This is a genomic window from Serratia sp. BNK-12 (genome assembly GCF_047456085.1).
GTDB classification, from domain to species: domain Bacteria; phylum Pseudomonadota; class Gammaproteobacteria; order Enterobacterales; family Enterobacteriaceae; genus Serratia; species Serratia liquefaciens.
Genome location: NZ_CP179896.1, coordinates 4,506,618 through 4,523,393, shown reverse-complemented (window position 1 = coordinate 4,523,393; position 16,776 = coordinate 4,506,618). Strand labels below are relative to the sequence as shown.

Below are 16,776 nucleotides of genomic sequence, written 5' to 3'. Positions count from 1 at the left end.
AGGGGTACTGTAGCAAAAAGCGCGGGAAAAAGGGTCAATGGGTCTGATAGGCAGGGCGCGTTCCAGACGCGCCCGTAAAAACTCAGTTTTTATCCCATACGCCGGGTTCCAACTGAGATTTCAGTTCAGGGAAGCGGTTGGCGTCGAAAGTCGGCAATTTGCCCAGCGTACGCTGGCGGTGGTAATCGTTGGCCAGTTTCAGCGCCACTTTTGACAGTAGCAGGATCGCCGTCAGGTTGGTGATGGCCATTAACGCCATTGAGGTGTCAGCCATTTTCCAGACAACCGGCAATTCAGCCAGCGCACCAAACATCACCATGCCCAGTGCGGCACAGCGGAAAACCAGCAGGCCGGCCGGGTGGTTGCGCTCGAGGAACACCAGATTACTTTCGGCATAGGCATAGTTAGCGATAATCGAGGTAAAGGCGAAAAAGAAAATGGCGATGGCAACAAAGGGAGATCCCCAACTGCCGACGGCGGTGGACAAGGCTCGCTGAGTCATGTCGATACCGCTGACATTGGCTACCGGCTGATCCAGTACGCCGGACGACAGGATGATCGCGGCGGTCGCGCTGCAAATCACGATGGTATCGATAAAGACACCGAGCATCTGCACGTAGCCCTGAGACGCAGGGTGCGGTGGGTAAGGGGAGGCGGAAGCCGCCGCGTTGGGCGCGGAACCCATACCGGCCTCGTTGGAAAACAGGCCACGCTGAACGCCCTGGGTCATTGCCTGCGAAATACCATAGCCGACGGCACCTGCCGCCGCTTCCTGCAGCCCGAAGGCGCTCTTGAACACCAGCGACAAGATTGCCGGCATATGCTCGATATTCTGGCCAATCACCCAGAATGCCAGCAGTAGATAAGCCGCAGCCATCAGTGGCACCACCCATTCAGCCACGCGGGCAACCGAGCGGATACCGCCGAAGATGACCAGACCGCTCAGTACGACCAGACCGATACCGATATACAGAGGCTTCACGTTGAAGGCAACGGCGGAGGCCTGGGCAATGGAATTGGCCTGCACGGCATTGAACACTAATCCGAAGGCTACGATCAGGAAGATGGAGAACAGTACGCCCATCCAGCGCATGCCCAGCCCTTTTTCCATATAGTAAGCTGGCCCGCCGCGGAAGTTACCCTGATCGTCTTTGGTTTTGTAGAGCTGCGCCAGGCTGCTTTCGACAAAGGAAGTGGCCATGCCGATGAACGCCACCACCCACATCCAAAAGATGGCCCCGGGGCCGCCCGCAGTAAGGGCGATGGCTACGCCTGTCAGGTTACCGGTGCCTACGCGTGCGGCAAGAGTGGTGCATAAAGCTTGAAAAGAGGAGATGCCCGCGCTGTCGCTTTTGTTGCTGTGCTTGAGCACGGAGAACATATGGCTGAAATGGCGGACCTGGATAAAGCGGGTACGCAGGGTAAAATAAATGCCTGCGCCAAGCAGTAAATAAATCAGTACCGAACCCCACAAAATATTATTTATAAAATTCATCAGGTCCGTCACGGATCCCTCCTTGTTGTTATTTTTTGTGCACCGCGCCGCATCCACCGCGGGTGAAGATATATTGATTTAATTTTTACAAGAGCTTAGCTGAAACCAGTCGGGTTCCGAGCAATTGAGATTTTTCTCAGATCACTGGCCCTATTGCATCAATTTTCGCGAATTTAACATAATTTATTCAATCGATAGCACGTTATTGCCTTTTCTTCAGCTCGGGAATGACGAAAGATACGAGCGTAAACGGTTGCTCGCTCAAGGATAAAACCAGCGCCGCCGGGCCGCGATTTTCCAGCCTTGCACCGGGCCTTGCGCATGTTATTATCAGGGCAGGGCATGGTTGAACGATGCCAAAAGTTCATGCACAAACGATGAGATAATGCCAACATGACCGATAAATTAACTTCCCTGCGCCAACTCACTACCGTGGTTGCAGATACGGGCGATATCGCGGCAATGAAGCTGTATCAACCGCAAGATGCTACAACCAACCCTTCGCTGATCCTCAATGCAGCCCAAATTCCTGAATACCGCAAACTGATTGACGAAGCCATTGCCTGGGCGCGTGAGCAGAGCAGCGATCGCGAACAGCAGATCGCCGACGCCGCCGACAAGCTGGCCGTCAACATCGGTCTGGAAATCCTTAAGCTGGTTCCTGGCCGTATCTCTACCGAAGTGGACGCACGTCTGTCCTACGATACCGTGGCCAGCGTTGCCAAGGCCAAGCGCCTGATCAAGCTGTACAACGATGCCGGCATCAGTAACGACCGCATCCTGATCAAACTGGCTTCTACCTGGCAGGGCATCCGCGCGGCAGAGCAGTTGGAGAAAGAAGGCATCAACTGTAACCTGACGCTGCTGTTCTCCTTCGCTCAGGCGCGTGCCTGTGCCGAAGCTGGCGTGTACCTGATCTCTCCGTTTGTTGGTCGTATCCTCGACTGGTACAAAGCCAACGGCGACAAGAAAGAGTTCGCGCCAAACGAAGATCCAGGTGTGGTTTCCGTTACCGAGATCTACCAGTATTACAAAGAGCACGGTTACAAAACCGTGGTGATGGGCGCCAGCTTCCGTAACGTCGGTGAAATCATCGAACTGGCTGGCTGTGACCGTCTGACCATCGCCCCTGCACTGCTGAAAGAGCTGGCAGAGAGCGAAGGTTCCCTGGAGCGTAAACTGGCTTACACCGGCGAAGTGAAAGCGCGTCCTGCGGCGCTGACCGAGCCTGAGTTCTACTGGCAGCACAACCAGGATCCAATGGCGGTTGAGAAACTGACCGACGGTATCCGCAAGTTTGCCGTAGACCAGGGCAAGCTGGAAAAAATGATCGCCGATCTGCTGTAATTCAGGCAGTCAGCGCAGAAAAAGGTGGCTTAGGCCGCCTTTTTTTATGCCCGCAGATCCCCGGCGCGGGCAGACACCTTATACTCTCGGGATGAATAACAGGGCGGGAAGCGAACCCGCTCGAACCCCATTAGGCTGTAGAGGTTACGCATGGACATATTACGTATTGGTTTGGTTTCAGTTTCTGACCGCGCTTCCGGCGGCGTTTACCAGGACAAAGGCATACCGGCTTTGGAAGCGTGGCTGACCGACGCGCTGGCCACGCCGTTCAAACTGGAAACCCGCCTGATCCCCGATGAGCAAACGTTAATCGAGCAAACCCTGTGTGAGCTGGTGGATGAAATGGGCTGCCATCTGGTGCTGACGACCGGCGGTACCGGGCCGGCGCGACGTGACGTGACCCCAGACGCCACGCTGGCGATCGCCGATCGCGTGATGCCTGGCTTCGGCGAGCAAATGCGTCAAATCAGCCTACACTATGTGCCAACGGCAATTCTTTCACGCCAGGTGGGGGCGATCCGCAAGCAGGCGCTGATCATCAACCTGCCGGGACAACCGAAGTCAATCAAGGAAACGCTGGAAGGGGTCAAGGACGAACAGGGCGAGGTGGTGGTGCATGGTATCTTCGCCAGCGTGCCGTACTGCATTCAGTTGCTCGAGGGGCCTTATGTGGAAACTCAGGCTGAAGTGGTAGCAGCATTTAGGCCGAAGAATGCGCGTCGCGAGATAAACCTCTAAATTTCAGCGTTATGTGAGATAAGCCCCAAGCGTTCTGGTGTGAAAATATTTTGCCGTTATAGTAAGGATTCGTTTACAGAAGCCGCTGGCTTTTATTTTAACAGTCTCCTCTGACGGTACCCTATGCCTCACGATAATAATCGCCGGTTAAACCGGCAAGACTACAAAACTCTGACATTAGCTGCCCTGGGCGGAGCGCTGGAGTTCTACGACTTCATCATTTTCGTCTTCTTTGCTGCGGTGATGGGCGAACTCTTCTTCCCGGCGGATATGCCTGAATGGCTGCGTCAGGTGCAAACCTTCGGCATCTTTGCCGCCGGTTACCTGGCCCGCCCGTTGGGCGGCATCGTCATGGCACACTTCGGCGATTTGGTCGGCCGTAAGAAGATGTTCAGCCTGAGCATTCTGCTGATGGCGCTACCGACGCTGGGCATGGGCCTGTTACCGACCTACGCCAGCATAGGTATTGCCGCGCCGCTCTTGCTGCTGCTGATGCGCGTGCTGCAGGGTGCAGCGATTGGTGGTGAAGTGCCGGGGGCCTGGGTGTTTGTTGCCGAACACGTGCCGCGCCGCCGCATTGGTTTTGCCTGCGGTACCCTGACCGCCGGTCTGACGGTCGGTATCTTGCTGGGCTCGTTGGTGGCGACGGTGATCAACACTACGCTCAGCCAACAGACCATCGCCGAGGGGGGCTGGCGCATTCCTTTCCTGCTGGGCGGCATTTTCGGCCTGGTGGCGATGTACCTGCGCCGCTGGTTGCAGGAAACGCCAATTTTCATCGAGATGCAGGCGCGCAAAGCCCTGGCGGAGGAGCTGCCGCTGAAATCCGTGGTGCTTAACCATCGCAAGGAAGTGGTGGTGTCGATGCTGCTGACCTGGCTGCTGTCCGCCGGTATCGTGGTGGTGATCCTGATGACCCCGACTTACTTGCAAAAGCAATTTGGCATTGCCCCGGCGCTGTCGCTGCAGGCGAACAGCATTGCCACCATCATGCTGATTGCTGGCTGCATTACCGCCGGTTTGGCGGCGGATCGCTTCGGTGCCAGCAAGACCTTTATCGTTGGCAGTTTGCTGTTGGCCGGCTGCAGTTGGCTGTTTTATCGGACGGTGGGAGAACACCCGGAAATGCTGTTCGCCTGCTATGCGCTGGTAGGCTTCAGCGTGGGCGTGGTGGGCGCTGTACCCTATGTGATGGTGCGGGCTTTCCCGGCGGAAGTGCGATTTACCGGTATTTCGTTCTCATATAATGTCGCATACGCTATTTTTGGGGGTTTAACCCCAATATTTGTGACGTTGATCATGAAGTTAACCCCGTTAGCACCCGCTTACTACGTATTAGCGTTGTCGGGGATAGGACTGCTGCTGGGGATTTACCTCCATCGCGATCTGAATAGCGAAACCAAGGCGCAACGCGCCGGTTCTTACAGCTAAAAAAAAGCCCTGCAATCAACCGCAGGGCTTTTCATTTCAGGTCAATGACGCTTATGCCACTGCCCGGATAGGTTCTACATTGTTGACGCTGGGTTCGCCAATCGGCAGCACCGTACGGCCAAACTGCTCGTTGAGCACTTCCGCCATAGCCAGGTAGATGGCGCTGGCACCGCAGATGATGCCTTCGTAGCCGGCAAATTTCAGCAGCGCAGGGTTGCCGGTGATGTTACCGACGGCCAGCAGGGCGAACAGCAGCGTCAGGCTGCCGAACACGAACTGCAGCACGCGGTTGGCGCGCAGAGTGCCGAAGAACATGAACAGGGTGAAGACGCCCCACAGTGCCAGATAGATCCCCAGCACGCTGGCGTCGGTTGGTTCAGCCAGGCCCAGGCGTGGCAGCAGCAGCAGCCCGACCAGGCTCAGCCAGAAGCTGCCGTAAGAGATAAAGGCCGTCATGCCGAAGGTATTGCCTTTCTTGTATTCCAGCAGGCCAGCCATAATCTGGGCCAGTCCACCGAAGAAAATCCCCATGCTGATGATGGAAGAGTTCAATGGGAAAAAGCCCGCGTTGTGCAGGTTCAGCAAGACGGTGGTCATCCCGAAGCCCATCAGGCCGAGAGGGCCGGGATTCGCCAACTTGTTGGTGTGCATATGTCCTCTGCGATAACAGAATTTTAACGAAAATGGATAGGTAAATTCATAAATGGTCTGAATGGCCGAAAAACCTATAACTTCCATCAGAGCGCGCGGCATCATAATGATCCCCAGAACAGGAAACAATGATCTGAGTGACGATAAAAACGAATTTTTTTTTGCCCTGCCCCTTGATGCTGGATTGTATGGCCCCATCTTATTTGCAACCGCAGTTGCTGACCGCGGGTAAGTCTGAAATGTCGGGCAGTTGAAAAGCAAAAATTCGCCCGCATATAGGTTAGCAACCTGACCGAATATGAATTTATTAGTGGAGACGTTTAGATGGGCAAAATCATTGGTATCGACCTGGGTACTACCAACTCTTGTGTAGCAATTATGGATGGTGGTAAAGCGCGCGTGCTGGAGAACAGCGAAGGCGATCGTACTACACCTTCGATCATCGCATATACCCAGGATGGTGAAATTCTGGTTGGCCAGCCTGCTAAGCGTCAGGCTGTTACTAACCCACAAAACACTCTGTTTGCGATCAAGCGCCTGATTGGCCGTCGCTTCCAGGATGAAGAAGCACAGCGTGATAAAGACATCATGCCGTACAAAATTGTGGCTGCTGATAACGGCGACGCATGGGTAGAAGTGAAAGGCCAGCGTGTGGCACCACCGCAGATCTCTGCAGAAGTGCTGAAGAAAATGAAGAAAACGGCGGAAGATTACCTGGGTGAACCGGTAACTGAAGCAGTTATCACCGTACCTGCATACTTCAACGACGCACAGCGTCAGGCGACCAAAGACGCCGGCCGTATCGCAGGTCTGGAAGTAAAACGTATCATCAACGAACCGACCGCTGCGGCCCTGGCTTACGGCCTGGACAAAGAAGTCGGCAACCGTACCATCGCGGTTTATGACCTGGGTGGCGGTACTTTCGATATCTCTATTATCGAAATCGACGAAGTTGACGGTGAAAAAACCTTCGAAGTTCTGGCAACCAACGGTGATACCCACCTGGGTGGTGAAGACTTCGACAGCCGCCTGATCAACTATCTGGTGGAAGAGTTCAAGAAAGAACAAGGTTTCGACCTGCGCAACGATCCGTTGGCGATGCAGCGTCTGAAAGAAGCCGCTGAGAAAGCGAAGATTGAACTGTCTTCCGCTCAGCAGACCGACGTAAACCTGCCGTACATTACTGCAGATGCGAGCGGTCCAAAACACATGAACATCAAAGTGACCCGTGCAAAACTCGAGTCGCTGGTAGAAGATCTGGTTGCGCGTTCTATCGAGCCGCTGAAAGTCGCTCTGAAAGACGCAGGCCTGTCGGTTTCCGACATTCAGGACGTGATCCTGGTGGGCGGCCAGACCCGTATGCCAATGGTTCAGAAGAAAGTCGCTGACTTCTTCGGTAAAGAACCGCGTAAAGACGTTAACCCGGACGAAGCCGTTGCGGTGGGTGCTGCGGTACAGGGCGGCGTGTTGGCCGGTGATGTGAAGGACGTTCTGCTGCTGGACGTTACCCCGCTGTCGCTGGGTATCGAAACCATGGGCAGCGTGATGACTCCGCTGATCACCAAAAACACCACCATCCCGACCAAGCACAGCCAGGTGTTCTCTACCGCTGAAGACAACCAGTCTGCGGTAACCATCCACGTGCTGCAGGGTGAGCGTAAACGCGCTAACGATAACAAGTCACTGGGCCAGTTCAATCTGGACGGCATCCAGGCGGCTCCACGCGGTATGGCGCAAATCGAAGTGACCTTCGACATCGACGCCGACGGTATTCTGCACGTGTCTGCCAAAGACAAGAATACCGGCCGTGAGCAGAAGATCACCATCAAGGCTTCTTCTGGTCTGAACGAAGAAGAAATCCAGAAAATGGTGCGCGATGCTGAAGTGAACGCCGAAGCTGACCGTAAGTTCGAAGAGCTGGTGCAGACCCGTAACCAGGCCGACCACCTGATCCACGGTACCCGTAAGCAGTTGGAAGAAGCGGGCGACAAACTGCCGGCGGAAGACAAAACGGCTATCGAAGCGGCGCTGAAAGATCTGGAAGTTGCGGTTAAAGGCGAAGATAAAGCCGAGATCGAAGCTAAGACCCAGGCTCTGGTGCAGGTTTCCGGCAAGCTGCTGGAAATGGCCCAGGCGCAGCAGGCTCAGCAAGGTGCTGATGCCGGTGCTGACAACGCGGCGCAGAAAGATGACGACGTGGTTGACGCTGAGTTCGAAGAAGTTAAAGACAAAAAATAATCGCCCTTAAGCGGGCACGGAACGGCTGAGAGGCCGTTACCGGAAACCAGCACGGGCGTCGAGGCAACTCTACGCCCGTGCACGCATGTTAAGGGTTACAGAAATAATGGCGAAGAAAGACTATTACGAGATTCTCGGCGTCTCCAAGACGGCGGAAGAACGTGAGATCAAAAAGGCGTATAAACGCCTGGCGATGAAGTACCATCCTGACCGCAACCAGGATCAGGACGCCGAAGCCAGATTTAAAGAGGTCAAGGAAGCGTACGAAGTTCTGACCGACGATCAAAAGCGTGCGGCCTACGATCAATACGGCCATGCGGCGTTTGAACAAGGCGGCATGGGCGGTGGCGGTGGGTTTGGCGGCGGCGGTGCCGACTTCAGCGATATCTTTGGCGACGTATTTGGCGACATCTTCGGTGGTGGCCGCCGTCAACGCGCCAGCCGCGGTTCCGATCTGCGCTACAACATGGAGCTGTCCCTCGAGGAAGCTGTTCGTGGCGTGACCAAAGAGATCCGCATTCCGACTCTGGAAGAGTGTGGTGTTTGTCACGGCAGCGGCGCGAAGCCAGGCAGCTCGCCGGTGACCTGTCCAACCTGTCACGGTCAGGGCCAGGTGCAGATGCGCCAGGGCTTCTTTACCGTGCAGCAGGCCTGTCCGCACTGTCATGGCCGCGGTCAGATCATCAAAGACCCTTGCAACAGCTGCCATGGCCACGGCCGGGTAGAGAAAGCCAAAACGCTGTCGGTGAAAATCCCGGCCGGCGTGGATACCGGTGACCGCATCCGCCTGGCGGGTGAGGGTGAAGCAGGCGAACACGGCGCACCTGCTGGCGATCTGTACGTTCAGGTTCAGGTGAAGGCTCACCCGATCTTCGAGCGTGAAGGCAACAACCTGTACTGTGAAGTACCGATTAACTTCGCGATGGCAGCATTGGGCGGTGAGATCGAAGTGCCGACGCTGGATGGCCGCGTGAAGCTGAAAGTGCCGACAGAAACCCAGACCGGCAAACTGTTCCGCATGCGCGGCAAGGGTGTTAAATCGGTACGTGGCGGCAGCCAGGGCGACCTGCTGTGCCGTGTAGTGGTGGAAACCCCGGTTAACCTGAACGACAAGCAGAAGCAATTGCTGAAGGAACTGGAGGAGAGCCTGGGTGGCCCTTCCGGTGATAAAAACAGTCCGCGTTCGAAAAGTTTCTTCGACGGCGTGAAAAAGTTTTTTGATGACCTGACGCGTTAAGCTTCTGTCTCCGTTAGCGTTCTGCATAACCCCGGTGTCAAAACCGGGGTTTTTTATTGACGTTTATTCACCAATACCCCTATAAAAAATGTGATATATATCGTTAATTGTTCGGTTTTAACGATGTTTAAAGCATTTATAAACGTATTTTATCGAGCTAAATCGCCGTCTATACTCGTTCCATTACTTTGTCTGCGGGGCCCATGTGCTTCGCACAGATCTGGAGAGACGTATTGTGACCAACATTATTCGTCAGTTTTTACGTCAGGAGGCCGCGGGCGGTATCATCCTGATAGTCGCCGCGATTATTGCATTGATCATGGCCAATACCCCGGCTCAGGGGATCTATCACGCTTTCCTCAATTTACCGGTCATGGTTAAGGTGTCTTCACTGGAGATTGCCAAGCCGCTGCTGCTGTGGATTAACGATGGCCTGATGGCGATCTTTTTCCTGGTGGTGGGGCTGGAGGTTAAGCGTGAGCTGATGCAAGGTTCATTGGCCGGGCGCGACAAGGCGGTCTTCCCGGCAATTGCCGCGCTGGGCGGCATGCTGGCACCGGCGCTGATTTACCTGATGTTCAACGGCGCGGACGAGGTGACTCGTCAGGGCTGGGCAATCCCGGCGGCGACCGATATTGCGTTTGCCCTCGGGGTGATGGCGCTGCTGGGTAACCGCGTGCCGACCAGCCTGAAGGTGTTCCTGCTGGCGCTGGCGATTATTGATGACCTGGGCGTGATCGTAATTATCGCGCTGTTCTATACCCACGAAGTCTCGATGGCGGCGCTGGGCGTGGCGGCGGCGGCTGTTGCGGTACTGGCGTTTATGAACTGGCGCGGGGTGGGGAAAACTTCACTCTATATGATTGTCGGCCTGGTGCTGTGGGTAGCTATCCTCAAATCCGGGGTGCATGCAACGCTCGCCGGGGTGATCGTCGGTTTTATGATCCCGCTGAACGTGAAGAAAGGCCCGTCGCCTTCAGAAACGTTAGAGCATGAACTGCATCCGTGGGTGGCCTTTATGATCCTGCCGCTGTTTGCTTTCGCTAACGCCGGCGTTTCATTACAGGGCGTGTCGTTGAGCGGGCTGACCTCGCTATTGCCGGTCGGGATCGCGGCGGGTCTGTTTATCGGTAAGCCGTTGGGCATCTTCACCTTTAGCCTGTTGGCAGTGAAGTTGGGGATTGCCAGGTTGCCTGAAGGAATTGGTTTCAAACAGGTGTTTGCCGTTTCTGTGCTCTGTGGTATTGGTTTCACCATGTCGATTTTCATCGCGTCACTGGCGTTTGGTGATGCGGATGTTGTACTAAGCACCTATTCGCGTCTGGGGATCCTGATTGGGTCAACTACGGCGGCGGTGGTCGGGTACGCTCTGTTGCGCATGTCGTTACCAAGGGTCAGATAACCCCTTTAGGGTATCCCCTGTTTGCGGGGACACACTACAATAGCTGGTCGGAGCTGCACAGTATAAAATATGTGCAGCTTCGGCCGTTCTGTTTGGGACGAATGCAGCAACAGGTTGTCTGAAACAGGGAAAGGACATTAGTCGCTCGTCACGGTCGAAAGTTCGCCGCGATGAAATGTTAAGGAGAGCACCTCGTGAGGATGTCGCATATCAACTTTAATCACCTTTACTACTTCTGGCAGGTCTGCAAGGAAGGTTCTGTGGTCGGCGCCGCCGAAGCGTTGTTTCTGACGCCGCAGACCATCACAGGCCAGATCAAAGCGCTGGAAGAGCGTTTGGACGGCAAGCTGTTCAAGCGGCAGGGGCGTGGGCTGGTGCCTTCTGAATTGGGGCAGCTGGTGTTCCGCTATGCCGACAAGATGTTTATGCTCAGCCAGGAAATGCTGGATATCGTCAACTATCGCAAGGAATCCAACCTGCTGTTCGACGTTGGGGTGGCGGATGCGCTGTCCAAGCGTTTGGTGAGCCAGGTGCTGGAAACGGCGGTGGTGGTGGATAATGAGCAAATTCACCTGCGTTGCTTTGAGTCGACGCATGAGATGCTGCTGGAGCAGCTCAGCCAGCATAAGCTCGATATGATCCTGTCAGACTGCCCGGTGGATTCCAGCCAGCAGGAAGGGCTGTTTTCACTCAAGCTGGGTGAGTGCGGCATCAGCTTCTTCTGTCGTCAGCCGGCGCCGGACCTGCCGTTCCCCGCCTGCCTGGAACAGCGCAAATTGTTGATCCCTGGCCGACGTTCGATGCTGGGACGTAAATTGCTTAACTGGTTTAACACCCAAGGCATTCAGGTAGAAATCCTGGGCGAGTTTGACGATGCGGCCCTGATGAAAACCTTTGGCATGTACCACAACGCGATCTTCGTTGCTCCGACGCTGTATGCGCAAGATACCTATAACGACGATGACGTGGTGGAGATTGGACGTATTGATAGCGTGCAGGAAGAGTACTACATCATCTTTGCCGAGCGCATGATCCAGCATCCGGCGGTACAGCGGGTGTGCAACAAGGACTTCTCTGCGCTGTTTGCCTACTAGACCGGGTAGCGCAGACGTAAAAAAACCGGCCTGAGCCGGTTTTTTTTCAAGCAGACAACACGATGCTTATTACAAAGCGTTGATGCGCGCCGACAGGTTTGACTTATGGCGTGCTGCTTTGTTTTTGTGGATCAGGCCTTTAGCAGCCTTGCGGTCCACGATTGGTTTCATTACAGCGTAAGCAGCTTGCGCAGCTTCTTTGTCGCCAGTGGCGATAGCAGCTTCTACTTTCTTGATGTAGGTACGCATCATTGAGCGGCCGCTAGCGTTATGCTTACGACGCTTCTCAGACTGTACGGCGCGCTTCTTAGCTGATTTGATATTAGCCAAGGTCCAACTCCCAAATATATTCTATTGAGGACAATTCGAAGGCCGAGGAATATGCCCTTTTAGCCTGCGTTTGTCAATGAATTTGTGCAAATAAGCGCCGTTTGTACGGGCGGCACTTGCTACGTTGTGATGGCGCAGGATTTTACCAGCTTCGGTCATGGGAATACAGTCTTTCGCGAGAAAATTCACCAATGATTTGCCACGGTGGTCGCAACCCATTGGCCGCAGTCGGTAATCACCCGGATGACGCCGGATAAACTGCGGTTAGGGCGTTTCACCTGCAGATTATCTCCGGTATGGTATGTCTATTACATAAAGGCACCAATCGCGGGTTAACCTTAACCGCTGTACAAGGTATAATCCGGCGATTTCCACTGTTTTGAGCCAGCTATGGAGCTAATTCGCGGCATTCACAATATCCGGGCACGCCACCATGGTTGCGTGCTCACCATCGGCAACTTTGACGGCGTACACCGCGGTCACCAAGCGTTGCTGGAGCAGCTGAAACAAGAGGGGCAACGCCTCGGGCTGCCAGTGATGGTCATGATCTTTGAGCCGCAGCCGCTGGAAATGTTTGCAGCGGACAAGGCACCGGCCCGTCTCACGCGTTTGCGTGACAAGGCCAAATACCTGGCGCAGGCGGGCGTTGATTACCTGCTGTGCGTCAAGTTTGATCCGCGTTTTGCCGCCAACACGGCACAGGCGTTCGTCGCCGACCTGCTGGTGGAAAAACTGGGCGTGAAATTCCTGATGGTCGGGGATGATTTTCGCTTTGGCGCTACCCGCCAGGGCGATTTTCCGCTATTGCAAAAAGCCGGGAAAGAATACGGCTTTGAGGTGATCAGCACGCCGACCTTCCGCGAGGGCGATCAACGCATCAGCAGCACGGCGATCCGCAATGCGCTGCGCGATGACGACCTGGCGCAGGCGGAGACGCTGCTGGGCCACCCGTACAGCATTTCTGGTCGGGTGGTGCACGGCGATGAGCTGGGTCGCACTATCGGCTTCCCGACCGCCAACCTGCCGCTGAAGCGCCTGGTTGCCCCGGTGAAAGGGGTTTATGCGGTAGAAGTTTATGGTCTGGGGCCTGAGCCGCTCCCTGGCGTAGCCAATATCGGCACGCGCCCAACCGTTGCCGGTGTGCGTCAGCAGCTGGAAGTCCACCTGCTGGATGTCACAATGGATCTTTACGGGCGCCATATAGACGTGGTGCTCCGCGCGAAATTGCGCAATGAACAGCGTTTTGCTTCGCTCGATGCCCTGAAGCAGCAAATCGCCAATGATGTGGTGACGGCCCGAAAGTTTTTCGGGTTAAAAACACTGGTTTAATCGTTTACCCTAAACAATTCGAGTGGCATCGTGGCGGCAACCGCGCGAACCCCGATGAGCTTGCACAGGCAAGTGATTCGGGTAAGAAAGGGCAGCCAACAAAGATGCAGCTTGAAGTGTGACGGGTAAATAGCCGAAAACGGAAACGAGAATCTCATGAGTGACTACAAGAATACCCTGAACTTGCCGGAAACAGGGTTCCCGATGCGCGGCGATCTGGCCAAGCGTGAACCTGGCATGCTGCAACGTTGGTATGAACAGGATCTGTACGGGATTATTCGTACTGCCAAAAAGGGCAAAAAATCCTTCATTTTGCATGACGGCCCTCCGTATGCGAACGGCAGCATTCACATTGGTCACTCGGTTAACAAGATTCTCAAAGACATTATTATCAAGTCGAAAGGGATGTCCGGCTTCGACTCGCCTTACGTTCCGGGTTGGGACTGCCATGGCCTGCCGATCGAACTGAAAGTTGAGCAACTGTACGGCAAACCGGGTGAGAAACTCACCGCCGCGGAATTCCGTGTGAAGTGCCGTGAGTACGCCGCTGAGCAGGTTGAAGGCCAGAAAAAAGACTTTATCCGTCTGGGCGTGTTGGGCGACTGGGATCACCCGTACCTGACCATGGACTTCAAAACCGAAGCCAATATCATCCGCGCGTTGGGCAAAATCATCGACAACGGCCACCTGCTGAAAGGCGCCAAGCCGGTGCACTGGTGTACCGACTGCCGCTCTTCGCTGGCGGAAGCGGAAGTGGAATATTACGACAAGACTTCGCCGTCGATCGATGTGGCTTTCCACGCGGTTGACGCGGCTGCCGTGGCGGCCAAATTTGGCGTCACCAGCTTCAACGGTCCGGTTTCTCTGGTGATCTGGACCACCACGCCGTGGACCTTGCCGGCTAACCGCGCGATCTCTTTGCACCCTGAATTTGCTTATCAACTGGTGCAGGTCGAAGGCCAGTGCCTGATCCTGGCGGCTGAGCTGGTAGAAAGCGTGATGAAGCGCGCCGGTATCAGCTCATGGACCGTGCTGGGCAGCTGCAAAGGCGCCGATCTGGAGTTGATGCGTTTCGAACACCCGTTCATGGGCTTCGACGTACCGGCGATCATGGGCGAACACGTCACGCTGGATGCCGGTACCGGTGCGGTCCATACCGCCGGTGGCCACGGTCCGGATGACTTTGTCATCAGCCAGAAATACGGTCTGGAGATTGCCAACCCGGTAGGGCCAAACGGCTGCTACCTGACCGGCACTCATCCGTTGCTGGACGGCAAGTTTGTCTTCAAGGCCAACGATCTGATCGTAGACCTGCTGCGTGAGAAAGGCGCACTGTTGCACGTTGAAAAACTGGTTCACAGCTATCCATGCTGCTGGCGCCACAAAACGCCGATCATCTTCCGTGCAACGCCACAGTGGTTCATCAGCATGGACCAGAAAGGCCTGCGTCAGCAGTCGCTGGAAGAGATCAAAGGCGTGCAGTGGATCCCGGAATGGGGCCAGGCACGTATCGAAACCATGGTGGCCAATCGCCCGGACTGGTGTATTTCGCGTCAGCGTACCTGGGGCGTGCCGATGTCGCTGTTTGTGCACAAAGACACTGAACAACTGCACCCACGTAGCGTTGAGCTGATGGAAGAAGTGGCGAAGCGCGTTGAGCAAGACGGCATTCAAGCCTGGTGGGATCTGGACGCTGCCGATATTCTCGGCGCGGATGCTGCCGACTACGTCAAAGTGCCAGACACCCTGGACGTGTGGTTCGACTCCGGTTCTACCCACTCTTCCGTGGTTGACGTACGTCCGGAATTCCAGGGCCACGGTGCCGACATGTATCTGGAAGGCTCCGATCAGCACCGCGGCTGGTTTATGTCATCGTTGATGATTTCCACCGCGATGAAGGGCAAGGCGCCATACAAAGAAGTGCTGACCCACGGTTTCACCGTTGACGGTCAGGGCCGCAAGATGTCCAAGTCCATCGGCAACACCGTCAGTCCACAAGACGTGATGAACAAGCTGGGTGGCGACATCCTGCGCCTGTGGGTGGCGTCTACCGACTACACCGGTGAAATCGCGGTGTCCGACGAGATCCTCAAGCGTTCTGCCGATTCTTATCGTCGTATCCGTAACACCGCGCGTTTCCTGTTGGCCAACCTGAACGGGTTTGAGCCAAGCACCGATTGCGTGGCCCCGGAAGACATGGTGGTACTGGATCGCTGGGCGGTGGGCCGTGCACTGGCGGCGCAGAAGGATATCGAACAGGCTTACGCCAACTATGACTTCCATGAAGTAGTGCAGCGCCTGATGCAGTTCTGCTCGGTCGAGATGGGCTCCTTCTATCTGGATATCATCAAGGATCGTCAGTACACCGCGAAGAGCGACAGCGTTGCTCGCCGCAGCTGCCAGACCGCATTGTTCCACATCGCGGAAGCGCTGGTTCGCTGGATGGCGCCGATCATGTCGTTCACCGCCGATGAAATCTGGAGCTTCCTGCCAGGCAAACGTGCGCAGTACGTGTTCACTGAAGAGTGGTACGACGGTCTCTTCGGTTTGGCCGAAGGTGAAGGCATGAACGACGCCTTCTGGGCCGAGCTGCTGAAAGTGCGCGGCGAAGTGAACAAGGTGCTGGAACAGGCACGTGCCGACAAACGCCTGGGGGGTTCTCTGGAAGCGGCGGTCACGCTGTATGCCGATACCGAACTGGCCGAACGTCTTAACAGTCTGCAGGATGAGCTGCGCTTTGTGTTGCTGACCTCGGCGGCGCGCGTTGCTCCACTGGCCGATGCGCCGGCGGATGCACAAACAGCAGAATTGGTGAAAGGTCTGAAAATTGCCTTCAGCACCGCAGAAGGTGAGAAGTGCCCGCGCTGCTGGCATTACACCACCGATATCGGCCTGGTGGCGGAGCATGCAGATCTTTGCGGCCGCTGTGTGATCAACGTAGCCGGTGACGGCGAAAAGCGTAAGTTTGCCTAAATGAGTAAACCAATCTGTTCGACCGGTCTGCGCTGGCTGTGGCTGGTGGTGGTGGTGTTGGTACTGGATTTCGCCAGCAAACAGTGGATCCTCGGTAACTTTGTGCTGGGCCAGTCCCAGCCGCTGATCCCGTCGTTCAATCTGTTTTATGCGCGCAATTACGGCGCCGCCTTCAGCTTCCTCGCCGATCACGGCGGCTGGCAGCGCTGGTTCTTTGCCGGCATCGCCGTCGCTATCGTTGCGGTGCTGTTGGTGATGATGTACCGCAGTCAGGCACAGCAAAAGCTGAACAATATTGCCTATGCTTTTATCATCGGCGGGGCGCTCGGCAACCTGTTCGATCGCCTGTGGCACGGTTTCGTGGTCGATTTCATCGACTTCTACGTAGGCGACTGGCACTACCCGACCTTCAATCTGGCGGATAGCTTTATCTGCGTGGGGGCGGCGATGATCGTGTTGGAAGGCTTCTTGTCGCCGGCGAGCAAAAGCGCAAAGAGTAAAGGTGAGTAAT

General features: G+C 55.5%; 13 protein-coding genes. 10 read left to right on the top strand and 3 right to left on the bottom strand.

Features of this window, described 5'->3' with window-relative positions:
• Window positions 1-82: 82 nt before the first annotated feature.
• Window positions 83-1,507, bottom strand: coding sequence for an alanine/glycine:cation symporter family protein (locus tag ACMGG1_RS21090; RefSeq protein ID WP_128865027.1), 1,425 nt, complete (start codon window positions 1,505-1,507; stop codon window positions 83-85).
• 381 nt (window positions 1,508-1,888) lie between these two features.
• Here ACMGG1_RS21090 and tal point away from each other — a divergent pair, with 381 nt between their 5' ends.
• The 3 genes from tal (at window position 1,889) to ACMGG1_RS21075 (ending at window position 5,011) form a co-directional block, all read left to right on the top strand.
• Entirely contained in the window at window positions 1,889-2,842 is a 954-nt protein-coding gene (tal, locus tag ACMGG1_RS21085; RefSeq protein ID WP_020825143.1) for a transaldolase, read from the top strand.
• A gap of 150 nt (window positions 2,843-2,992) precedes the next feature.
• Entirely contained in the window at window positions 2,993-3,580 is a 588-nt protein-coding gene (mog, locus tag ACMGG1_RS21080; RefSeq protein WP_201895756.1) for a molybdopterin adenylyltransferase, read from the top strand.
• Between the two features lie 123 nt (window positions 3,581-3,703).
• On the top strand, window positions 3,704-5,011 hold the full coding sequence (locus ACMGG1_RS21075) for an MFS transporter (protein WP_046374548.1): 1,308 nt from the start codon (window positions 3,704-3,706) through the stop codon (window positions 5,009-5,011).
• A gap of 51 nt (window positions 5,012-5,062) precedes the next feature.
• Here ACMGG1_RS21075 and satP read toward each other — a convergent pair whose 3' ends face one another.
• On the bottom strand, window positions 5,063-5,662 hold the full coding sequence (gene satP / locus ACMGG1_RS21070; protein ID WP_041415204.1) for an acetate uptake transporter: 600 nt from the start codon (window positions 5,660-5,662) through the stop codon (window positions 5,063-5,065).
• 324 nt (window positions 5,663-5,986) lie between these two features.
• Here satP and dnaK point away from each other — a divergent pair, with 324 nt between their 5' ends.
• The 4 genes from dnaK to nhaR all read left to right on the top strand — a co-directional run bounded on the left by dnaK (window position 5,987) and on the right by nhaR (window position 11,633).
• Window positions 5,987-7,900: a molecular chaperone DnaK gene (gene dnaK / locus ACMGG1_RS21065; protein ID WP_020825147.1), complete on the top strand. Its 1,914-nt coding sequence runs from the start codon at window positions 5,987-5,989 to the stop codon at window positions 7,898-7,900.
• A gap of 106 nt (window positions 7,901-8,006) precedes the next feature.
• Window positions 8,007-9,137, top strand: a complete 1,131-nt coding sequence (gene dnaJ / locus ACMGG1_RS21060) for a molecular chaperone DnaJ (RefSeq protein ID WP_020825148.1) — start codon at window positions 8,007-8,009, stop codon at window positions 9,135-9,137.
• 235 nt (window positions 9,138-9,372) lie between these two features.
• Window positions 9,373-10,539 carry a Na+/H+ antiporter NhaA gene (gene nhaA, locus ACMGG1_RS21055; protein WP_020825149.1) on the top strand — a complete coding sequence of 389 codons (1,167 nt, stop codon included), beginning with the start codon at window positions 9,373-9,375 and terminating at the stop codon, window positions 10,537-10,539.
• Between the two features lie 194 nt (window positions 10,540-10,733).
• Entirely contained in the window at window positions 10,734-11,633 is a 900-nt protein-coding gene (gene nhaR, locus ACMGG1_RS21050) for a transcriptional activator NhaR (protein ID WP_004950031.1), read from the top strand.
• 69 nt (window positions 11,634-11,702) lie between these two features.
• On the opposite strand, the gene rpsT is transcribed toward nhaR, so the two are convergent.
• A complete protein-coding gene (gene rpsT, locus ACMGG1_RS21045; RefSeq protein WP_012005147.1) occupies window positions 11,703-11,963 on the bottom strand; it encodes a 30S ribosomal protein S20 in 261 nt (86 codons plus the stop codon).
• 390 nt (window positions 11,964-12,353) lie between these two features.
• Here rpsT and ribF point away from each other — a divergent pair, with 390 nt between their 5' ends.
• From ribF to lspA, 3 genes are all read left to right on the top strand, one after another.
• Entirely contained in the window at window positions 12,354-13,292 is a 939-nt protein-coding gene (gene ribF, locus ACMGG1_RS21040; RefSeq protein WP_020825150.1) for a bifunctional riboflavin kinase/FAD synthetase, read from the top strand.
• 156 nt (window positions 13,293-13,448) lie between these two features.
• The gene (ileS, locus tag ACMGG1_RS21035; RefSeq protein ID WP_020825151.1) at window positions 13,449-16,265 is read left to right on the top strand and encodes an isoleucine--tRNA ligase; all 2,817 of its coding nucleotides are present in this window, start codon (window positions 13,449-13,451) and stop codon (window positions 16,263-16,265) included.
• On the top strand, window positions 16,266-16,775 hold the full coding sequence (lspA, locus tag ACMGG1_RS21030) for a signal peptidase II (protein WP_020825152.1): 510 nt from the start codon (window positions 16,266-16,268) through the stop codon (window positions 16,773-16,775).
• Window position 16,776: the final 1 nt, after the last annotated feature.